This window comes from Streptomyces sp. NPDC127106, from assembly GCF_042677605.1.
In the GTDB taxonomy this organism is placed as follows: Bacteria; Actinomycetota; Actinomycetes; order Streptomycetales; family Streptomycetaceae; genus Streptomyces.
Genome location: NZ_JBHXTC010000107.1, coordinates 1 through 9,408, shown reverse-complemented (window position 1 = coordinate 9,408; position 9,408 = coordinate 1). Strand labels below are relative to the sequence as shown.

The window sequence follows — 9,408 nt, the reverse complement described above, 5'->3', positions numbered from 1 at the left end:
ACTCCACCCGTCATACTCAACTTATCACACCCAAACGACCCCATGCACCTAAAAACATTAATTAAGCGAACACAAATAGGACAAAAGGAGGATTTATTTTCTATGCCAAAAGAACTAGAAGAAAAAGAAGAAAAATCGTCTGCTGAAGAAACACCGAAAAAAGAGGAACAGGAGGACGCGCCAAAATGGGCAAAGAATCTGCTACAGGACATCCAAAACCTGATGGGAACAAAGGAACAGCCGCAGGGACAAGCACAGGAAATTCCAGTACCGGAACCGCCAAAAGTGGAGGAACCGGAGGAAGAGGAACAGCCAGCACCAAGCAAAGCGAAAACGCTCCTCGGGTGGTTATGGTAGATGTGCCGGGAAGTGACCAGGAGGAACAGCCGAAAAAGAAACGCGGTCGCCCTCCTGGTACTGGCACGAAAAAGAAAAGCGCAGCCAAGAAAAAGACGGCGGGCAATGTTGATTCATCCCAGCTGAAAATGCTGTTACTGACGACAAGCGCGATCGTGGCAGCACGACCTGGGATGGAAGACTTTGCATTAACCGCCGATGAAGCCGAACAGATATGTACGCCACTCGCAAACATCATGGCGAAGTCTGAAGGCGTGGCGGGTGTCGCCAGTGAGTATGCAGACCATATAGCGTTACTCATTGCGTGCTTTACGATCTTTATACCTAAATTCATTATGTGGAAATCCAAACAACCTAAAAAGAAAGAGGTACAGAAAAATGTCTTGCCAAAACGAGAACTACCAAAACAACCAACAGAACAACGAGGAAATGAAAGCGCGCCTGAAAGAACTAATCAAAAGCCTGCTGAACGATCTGGGGAACCCACTAGTAAGCAATTTGGCGGCTCCTTACATCAACTCATCCCTTTCGGAGGATATTGATGTCTTAAAATTCCTCAACCATTTAGAGGGGATGATCGACTATGTCCGGTATGGTGACGCTGAAGCAAGGTGACTTCTATTACAACATCCCCATGCATGAATACAGCCGTTATTGGTTTGAACACTTGGACATTATCGAACAGGGCGAGGAATTTTTAGTTGTGGAGAAAATCCCTTACGACAAAATCCCGAAACCGTCCATCATGGCTGCTATGAAAAGAGGTAAAGGCGTGAAGCGTGTTGTGAAAGCTTACAGCACGAAAGGAAGTGGAAAACATGCGAATGACAATTGGCGATGACGAACACGTTTTTATCTGTGGTCAAACCGGTACAGGTAAATCGGTTGTCGCTGAGGTATATCTCGCTGGGAAAGACCATGTGGTAAAGCTTGATACGAAAGGCGAAGTACACGAGCGCCGCAAGAAACGGCAGGAATTGTGGCATGGCTTGCAGGAAGGTAAGGACTTTACTGTGGTTCACCGATTGGAAGACGTGTCCGAGGTCGAGACGCCGAAAATTATCTATTGCCCGGTCGCTGAAGAATTAGAGCCGGAATATTACAACGCGCTCATGAGCTGGGTGTACAAGCGTGAAAATACGATTCTATGGATAGACGAATTAATGGAAGTCGCGCCAAGCGCCCATAACTACCCGAAAGAATTGAAAGCCTTATACACGCGCGGGCGTTCGAAAGAAGCAGTCGTTTGGGCTTGTACCCAGCGCCCAACAGACATTCCGGTCATTGCTATGGCCAACAGTTCACACTATTTCATTTTCACCATGCAAAACCCGGATGACCGTAAAAAGATTGTGAAAGCAACAGGGATGCCGCAATTTATGGAGCAACCCGGCGGGCACAATTTTTGGTATTGGAAAGTGGGTATGCAAAACCCGGTACTAGCAAAATTGAAGCTTTAAAGGAGGTGATGACTTGGAGACACGAAAATTTGCAGGTGTCGGGCTGAAGAACATGATTGTCATTGCGCTATTCACAATGATGGTCATTGTCGTAACAAAGGTTATTGTCACGAAGCATCCGGTTAACGGTGTGACGCAATTAGTAAACGCAGTATAAGGAGGAAAAAAGCATGAAGGTTAAATGGTTAGTTCATACGTTCATTACTGTATTTATCACGATGGTTTTCATGTGGATTATTAAGAAAGCTTCAGCAAAATATCATATCCCGGTTGTATCTACAATCGCGGCAGAAGTCTAAGGAGGAATTTTAATTTATGGCAACTCAACAGCAACTATCAGCACAGGCAAAGGCTCAACTATTCTCGCAGGCTACCCGCCAAACATGGCAGATGATGGGTACACAGACAGTGACAGAGGACGCACAAACGGTATCATTCAACCTACCGAAAGTACGCCTGCTATCACAAATTTTAGTTGAATTTGACGCGACTGTCTCTCTCAAATCGCAGAACGCGGCAATTCCAACTAAACCATTTTCACCATACCAGATTATCAGAAATATTGCACTGGAATTAAACAGTGGATTCCGTCCTTTTGTTGTGTCAGGCGAAGCCCTTCACCTATACAGCTTAAACCGATTGAATCCAGACGTTCTATTACCTGCATCAAGTCCGCGGGCGTTATCTTACATTGAAACAGCCGCGAGCACGTCAGGTAAAGACGCGCGTATTAAATTCCAAGTCGCGCTGCCATTAACTTTAAACCAACGTGACCCGGTCGGTCTTATCTTGCTACAAAACGAGGAGACAACCGTTTCCCTTCAGATTGATACAGCACGCGCGCAAGACGCGTATCAGTTGGCTACTGGAGACACCGTTACACTGAAGCAATTGAAAATCACGCCGACAATTGAAACGTTCTCCGTCCCTTCTGTACCACAAGCTATGCCGGATATTTCTGTCCTGAAGCTTGTAAACGAAAAAGGCGAACAGTTCACCGGGAACGGTCAAAATATCGTGAAGCTTCAGACAGGGACGATCTACCGTAAACTCATGTTTTACTTTACGGATGAGTCAGGCAACCCGCTGAAGGACAGCGACTTTGCGGGCAACTTGGAATTGGTATTTAACCAAGCCGACATCCCTTACAGCATTAAGCCGTCAGCACTTGCAGCCCGAAATCATTCGGACTTGGGTTATGTCTTACCGGATGGGGTTTATGTGTTTGACTTCTCTAACCAAGGCTTGCCAAACCTCGGCGGCTCTCGTGACTATATTGACACCGAACGTCTTACAGAGTTTTGGATTCGCTTCAATACTCAAAAAGGCGGGCGCGTGAAAATCGTTGCTGAAAAGCTTTCACGCTTGCATTAATACACGCGGGAGGGCTTTTCCCTCCTTTTCTTATTTGACTACTACGAAGGAGGATTTATATGAACGCACCATCACAAATGGGTCTAGGTGAAATGTTCTACCATGCCGCAGACTTATATCCAAACATGGGGTTTATGAGTACCCGAACGTCTACAGTTCCCGAAGCTGAAGATCAAATGTCTCTTGTCGATGATGAGGACACAGCAAAAGAGCATGACGTAAAGCAAGACCCTATTACATCAAAACAAATCTTGCTGGGGTTCGGCATTGTGTTCCTTGTCGTATTCCTATTCTCGGCAAGGGTGTAGGGGGTGTGACTTGTGGAGCAAATCTATTCAATCCTATTAAATAACGGAGCCATGGGCGTAATGCTCGCGTGGTTCATGTTCAAACAATCAAAGGATAACGAACAGACACGGGAAATTCTAACCGATCTGAAAATGGTTATTTCAAAAATCGGGGGTGCGTCAAGCAATGACTAAAATTCTTGTTCTCACCGTTATTATCATCGTGTTTTGGTTCTTCTTTATCCGCCGCAAAAAGAAGGGATAACACATGGAAAAAGGTCTTTTGTTTTTCACGCTGGCGCTCACAGCCATATGGATTATTCTTGATGACTTTTATGGCGGCAAACACCTGTCAAAGATGGCACAGAAAATGACGCCTGACATTTCTACACCGATGGACGTTGTAAAAGATGGTTGGGAATCTACAAAAGAAACCGTCGACGAAGCCGGAAAGACAGCGAAAAAGGCAGTTGAAAAAGCGACAGGATACGACACGTATAAAAAGTATCAAAAGATGAAGCCGGAGCAGAAAAAGAAAGTCAAAAAAGCCGCTAAAGACAGTTTCATAGATGGGTTTTGGAACGGTCTTAAACGCGGTTTTGGCTTGAAGTAAAGGGGTGATTCTATGCAAGAGTTTACAAAGTCTATGCGGTTTATTATCACCTTTCTCTTTTTCGTTATCCTGCTGGGTATGTTCACAAATGAAAAAATAACGTACACGTTCTTGGTACTTGTTCTCGCAAGTATGGCAGTCCTGAACGTTGACAAGGTAAAACAAATCATGGGAGGTCTTGTGGATGGTTAACAAGTTTTTTGACGTGATTGCGGGTATCGGGATTCTCATTGGTATTTATCTGTTCCTGAAAAATGCCAAGTCTACGACTTCCATTATCAGCACAATCGCGAGCAATTCAATTTCAGGCATCAAAGTATTACAAGGGAGGTAAGGCGGCATGATGGAAGGCTATCACCTTCAAAACCGGGTTCATGCGCTTCAGGAGCTTTCACGTCCAGTGGAGCTACCTGACGCGCAGCTAGGTATTGGAGACGCTGAAGAATTACGCCCAACACATGCCAACTTCATTTACCCGATGGTTCCGAAAGAAGCATTGATCGACAAAGTAACAAACATGAGTATTGAGAAAGCGACAGTCGATCTAAACGGAAATCAGGTAGATGAAGAAAACTTCCCTAAGAATCATTATTTCGGTGATCCGATAGGAGGCTTATATTGGTATGGCGGAATTTGAACAAGTCGGTCATGAATCCGGGGGTCATTCCCCGGGTAAAAAGAAATTCCAATTAAACAAAAAGAATATTGTCATTATCGGGTCGGTTGCAATTGGGGTCTTTCTATTAGTCTCCCTTGTGACGCGTGGGCGTCCTGCTGAGGAAGAACAGTACGTGACTTCTGAAGCATTAGAGGGTGATTACTTGGATGGCAATCCTATGAATTCAAGCTTGGTTCAGGCACAGCTACAAAACAATCAATCTCTCATTGAAGGTAGCGTTGATACAGCCTTAAACAACTTTGCAAATGAATTGGGGCAGAACCAAGAATCATTTAAGTCAGATGTAATCGACACCATTACCGATATTGGCAAGGAAAACAAAACGTATGTTGACCAAGTAAAGGACAGCATTTCAAAACAGCTTGCCGATCAAGCGAAGAAATACAGCAACTTGGAAACAGAAAATGACCAGCTTCATAAAGAACTGGAAAAGCTGAAGAACGCGAAACCGTCAACACCTGCCAAAACGACAACACCTGCTAAAAAACCGTCAACCCCGGCTAAAAAGCCATCGCCAGCGAAAAAACCGTCTACACCAAAATACAAAACGGTGACGGTGAAAAAAGGTGACACGTTGTCAGAATTGACGCAGAAATATGGTAAGGGTGGTACAAAAGCCGCGTATATGGAAACAGCCAAGTTTAACAAACTCAAAGACCCGAACAAAATTAAACCGGGTCAGAAAATCAAAATCCTGACAAAGTAGGTGGAAGTATGGGCGTAAATATAAAGCCGTTTATCAAAGACGCGCAAGCCATACAGAAAGAAACTGGCATCCCTGCATCCATCATACTGGGTCAAATCATGTTAGAATCAGGCGGTTCAAACCCGGGCGGATTGTCCGGGCTTGCCTACTACTCTAAGAACCTATTTGGAATAAAGGGAAGAGGTACAGCAGGAAGTGCCACGATGGGTACGACCGAAGTATATAACGGTAAGACCTATCACGTGAAGGATGGCTTTGCAAAGTACAACAGCTATCAAGATTCCATACGCGCCCACGCGGAACTATTATCCAAGCCGCGTTATGCGTCAAAGCTGAAGAACGCAAAAAGCGTTGAGGACTATGCGAAGGGAATCAAAGCTGGAGGGTATGCAACAGACCCTAACTATGTAAATAAGCTTCTCGGCATTATCAGCAGTAACAACCTTCACCAGTACGATGATAAGGACATTACATTCAAAGGAACGTCAGGAGCCGGGGCGACAGGTGGGGATTCTTCATCTTCAGGCACTGACGACAAATCATATTTATCAAATATCATGTTCGGCGTGTTCAGATGGTCTCTTATTCTCGGGCTTGCTATCATTGCAATCGTGTTCTTTATGAAAGCCTTCCCAGCAGTCGGAGACGTTGCGAAAGGTACAGCATCCACCGCAATGGATTTTGTTCCGGGTGGTCGTGCTGTCAAATCTGTTTCTAAGGGAGCCAAAGCCATTAAGAAAGGACGCAGCGCGTCAAACCACATCAAGAAAGCCGCTACAATAGCAAAAGGAGTGAACAAGAATGCCGGAACTAGTCAAACAGCCGGGGGATGACCATAAAAAGAGTACATGGCGTGAACAGACCGTCACCATGCTACCGGGCGACATTACAACGGTTTATTTTGACGACACAAAGCCGAACCATTCAGCCATAACAAATAACACAAGTCAGATCGTGTACGTACACGAGCGCCCGAGCGTGTCGCCTAACAATTATCTTTTAGCCGTAGCGCCGGGGTCAACAAAGCTTTTGGCGCGACCGCTCGGCTATCACACAATCTACCTTGACGCCGCGATCGTGCAGCCCGAAAAAGTCCGGGTCGAATCTTGGATTGAGAAATTTACAGCGTCATCTATACCACAGTCCATTGACACCGTTCAGCTTGGGCAGATGACAGGAACCGTAGATATATCAGCGTTACCGCCGCTTGCGGCAGGCGACAAGCATATTGGGAGTGTTGAGATAGATAAGCCTGTCACACTCGGCGGGTCTTCTATCCCGGCGACACAACCTGTACCAACTCGGGAAGCCGGAATGAATGACTTTAGGGTTGGTGGGGTGAGTGTAGGCGTCACGCCTGTAATGGCAAAGTCAGGTTCTAGCAAACTGACAAACCGCCGAGAGTTGACGATCTACCCGCCTAACTCGGGTGTCATTTATTGGGGTAAGCAGGGTGTCGAGACGACTACAGGTGCGCCGCTCACGTCTAACGACAGCCCGCTAACATTTAAGGTTCATAGCCAAAGCCCTGACGTGTACCTAGTCGCTGATACTGAGACAGTCGTCACAATCGTGGAGGTGTCCTAATTGATTGAACTCGGGTCAAGGCGGACGCCGCCCTATGATGATACAGGCGTCAAAACAAGTATTTCAGATTTAAAAGACAAGATGGCAAAGCTTCAGGACACCGTTGACCATATGGACGTGTCAGATGAGATAAAGAACGATATTCTGACGCTTCAGCAAAAAGTCCAAGCGTTAGAGGATACCGCGGACGGTGGGTCAACTGGTGCAACTGACCAACAAATTCAAAGTATGAAGGCTGACGTTGATTCATTCGGCCGAGTCTTGGACGCTCATGTAAAGGACACGACCAAACACGTATCGTCTGAAGACCGTACCAAGTGGGACGGTATGAGTGACAGGGTGACGACATCAGAAACAAACCTGAAGAACCATATCGCAAATGCTAAACCTCACGTCTCGGATTCTGAACGTTTGAAATGGAATCAAGCTGCTACGGATGCGACACAGCTGCAAAAGGATTTACAGACAACGAATCTATCGCTTCAGGATGTTATCGGGGTTCAAAACTTCTCACAGAAATATGCATTAACGGATGCTGAAGGAATGCGGAAACGGTTGGCTTCAGCTGACAGCATATTCACCGCACCACCCGGTTTTTATTATGGGACAGGATGGAATCAACTACCGTTACCGGGTGACGCTTCTTGGTACTATCTCGACATTCTACCAGCGCCAAACGGTCTGCGGAAATTGGTTCTGACACGTTCCTATGATAATACGTCATGGATTGGTGTTATACACACTGACAATGTATTCAGGGGTTGGCGACAGCTGTTTACACAAAATGATTTTATGGCGCTCACATGGTATAACCTTCCGTTATTGAATGGAGCAAAGGCGTCAGGAAGAACACCGCAGTATACCCGCTGGGGAAACATCCTCATGCTAAAAGGTGACGTGGCGTGTGACCTCGGCGTTGACTTTGCACAATTGCCCGCGTCATATTCACCGTCAGACAAAAAGGCGGTCATGGCAACAGCATACGGAACGACAGGCTTCACAAAATTTTATATCAACACTGACGGTAAACTGGCGTTTGTCGGCTTTTCAGGAAACAATCAGTCCGCCGTGTCCAGTTGGTCATTAGACGCGGCAGTGCCTTACTAGGAGGGTTGGAGCAATGGAAATGATACAAGTATTCGTATATGATTCGGATTTCATCTTCGACTATCCTGAAATTGTTCCGGCTGATTCCGTACCGGATAATGCGACAACCGTACAGCCGCCGGGATATTGGCGGGCGCAATTTCAGAAGGATAGAAAACTATGGATTGAATCCGCTTCAGACGAACAAATAAATGAAATGAGACAACAAATGAGGGAGAGTGTAAAAGAATGAGTTTCATGGAGAATGTTGCAAGTGAAGCACAAAAATTATACGGTGTAAGTCGAGTTTTACCTTCAGTTATCACAGCACAAGCCATACATGAGTCAAATTGGGGCAAATCCGGGCTTGCTACGCGTGCAAATAACCTGTTTGGTATAAAAGGTATCGGGAACGCTGGAACCGTTCATATGGGCACGTGGGAGGTTTTAAACGGGGTCGATAAAACAATCAAAGCAGGGTTCCGGGCGTATAAGTCTGTTCGCGATTCTATCATAGACCTTGTGAACCTCTATAACCGTCTTGACCGTTATAAGGCTGTTGTCGGGGAAACGAACTATGTACAAGCTTGTGCCGCCATCCAAAAGGGTGGATATGCGACAGACCCGAACTATGCGAAGAAGCTTATCGCCACAATCGAAGCCCACGGGCTGACGAAATACGATAAGGTCGGGAACAAAGCCGCAGTGAAGGCGAAACCTGCCAAGTCGTCCGGCTCGACATATACCGTTAAGGCGGGTGACACATTGACAGCAATTGCAAAGAAATATAATACGTCAGTGAAGGAGTTGGCGAAAGTGAACGGTATTAAAGATGTTAATATGATTCGTGTTGGTCAAGTCCTGAAGGTATCAGGAGCCGCACCATCCGGCGGTACATTCTACACCGTAAAGGCGGGCGACAACCTGACGAAAATTGGTAAGAAATTCGGTGTGTCCGTTAAGACATTGACCACAGTTAATCGTATCCCGGATGCGAATAAGATTTATGTCGGTCAACGGTTAAGGGTGAAATAATTTACAATATATACTAACATTTGTTAAAATTAAGTAGAATAGGAGCCGCGGAAGACTTCTAATCTATCTGTAACAATAGAGTCACGCCCGAGACACAACCCGCTGGAAAAATATCCGGCGGGATTTTTTATTATTGACAGTTCCCGGGTGACATGTTAATTAGCACAGAAATGTGGGATTGTCAAGGAAAATCAGTGAATTTAGCGGCAAGAATCGTACCTCTC

At 45.8% G+C, this 9,408-nt stretch carries 13 protein-coding genes and 1 pseudogene; all 14 read left to right on the top strand.

Annotation, left to right across the window (positions count from 1 at the left end):
- Window positions 1-357, top strand: a pseudogene (locus ACFVGY_RS37150) (hypothetical protein); the annotation flags it as partial.
- Complete coding sequence (locus ACFVGY_RS37145; protein WP_376642749.1) at window positions 345-899, top strand: hypothetical protein; 555 nt, start codon at window positions 345-347, stop codon at window positions 897-899. The pseudogene ACFVGY_RS37150 and the gene ACFVGY_RS37145, both read left to right, overlap by 13 nt.
- Window positions 900-949: 50 nt before the next feature.
- Entirely contained in the window at window positions 950-1,198 is a 249-nt protein-coding gene (locus tag ACFVGY_RS37140) for a hypothetical protein (protein WP_376642747.1), read from the top strand.
- On the top strand, window positions 1,176-1,817 hold the full coding sequence (locus ACFVGY_RS37135; protein ID WP_376642745.1) for a hypothetical protein: 642 nt from the start codon (window positions 1,176-1,178) through the stop codon (window positions 1,815-1,817). The genes ACFVGY_RS37140 and ACFVGY_RS37135 overlap by 23 nt, the downstream gene beginning before the upstream one ends.
- Window positions 1,818-2,132: 315 nt before the next feature.
- On the top strand, window positions 2,133-3,191 hold the full coding sequence (locus ACFVGY_RS37130; RefSeq protein WP_376642743.1) for a hypothetical protein: 1,059 nt from the start codon (window positions 2,133-2,135) through the stop codon (window positions 3,189-3,191).
- 59 nt (window positions 3,192-3,250) lie between these two features.
- Window positions 3,251-3,499 (top strand): hypothetical protein, encoded by a 249-nt coding sequence (locus tag ACFVGY_RS37125; protein ID WP_080467411.1) that lies wholly within the window; start codon window positions 3,251-3,253, stop codon window positions 3,497-3,499.
- 247 nt (window positions 3,500-3,746) lie between these two features.
- On the top strand, window positions 3,747-4,091 hold the full coding sequence (locus ACFVGY_RS37120; RefSeq protein WP_376642741.1) for a hypothetical protein: 345 nt from the start codon (window positions 3,747-3,749) through the stop codon (window positions 4,089-4,091).
- A gap of 340 nt (window positions 4,092-4,431) precedes the next feature.
- Complete coding sequence (locus ACFVGY_RS37115) at window positions 4,432-4,728, top strand: hypothetical protein (RefSeq protein ID WP_063336321.1); 297 nt, start codon at window positions 4,432-4,434, stop codon at window positions 4,726-4,728.
- Window positions 4,715-5,476, top strand: a complete 762-nt coding sequence (locus tag ACFVGY_RS37110) for a LysM peptidoglycan-binding domain-containing protein (protein ID WP_376642739.1) — start codon at window positions 4,715-4,717, stop codon at window positions 5,474-5,476. Before ACFVGY_RS37115 ends, ACFVGY_RS37110 begins: the two co-directional genes overlap by 14 nt.
- Before the next feature lie 8 nt (window positions 5,477-5,484).
- Window positions 5,485-6,309, top strand: a complete 825-nt coding sequence (locus ACFVGY_RS37105; protein ID WP_376642737.1) for a glycoside hydrolase family 73 protein — start codon at window positions 5,485-5,487, stop codon at window positions 6,307-6,309.
- The gene (locus tag ACFVGY_RS37100) at window positions 6,278-7,063 is read left to right on the top strand and encodes a hypothetical protein (RefSeq protein WP_376642735.1); all 786 of its coding nucleotides are present in this window, start codon (window positions 6,278-6,280) and stop codon (window positions 7,061-7,063) included. The genes ACFVGY_RS37105 and ACFVGY_RS37100 overlap by 32 nt, the downstream gene beginning before the upstream one ends.
- Window positions 7,064-8,170 carry a hypothetical protein gene (locus tag ACFVGY_RS37095; protein ID WP_376642734.1) on the top strand — a complete coding sequence of 369 codons (1,107 nt, stop codon included), beginning with the start codon at window positions 7,064-7,066 and terminating at the stop codon, window positions 8,168-8,170.
- A 13-nt stretch (window positions 8,171-8,183) separates the two neighbouring features.
- Window positions 8,184-8,402: a hypothetical protein gene (locus ACFVGY_RS37090; RefSeq protein WP_376642732.1), complete on the top strand. Its 219-nt coding sequence runs from the start codon at window positions 8,184-8,186 to the stop codon at window positions 8,400-8,402.
- Window positions 8,403-8,407: 5 nt separating this feature from the next.
- The gene (locus ACFVGY_RS37085) at window positions 8,408-9,184 is read left to right on the top strand and encodes a glucosaminidase domain-containing protein (RefSeq protein WP_376642730.1); all 777 of its coding nucleotides are present in this window, start codon (window positions 8,408-8,410) and stop codon (window positions 9,182-9,184) included.
- Window positions 9,185-9,408: the final 224 nt, after the last annotated feature.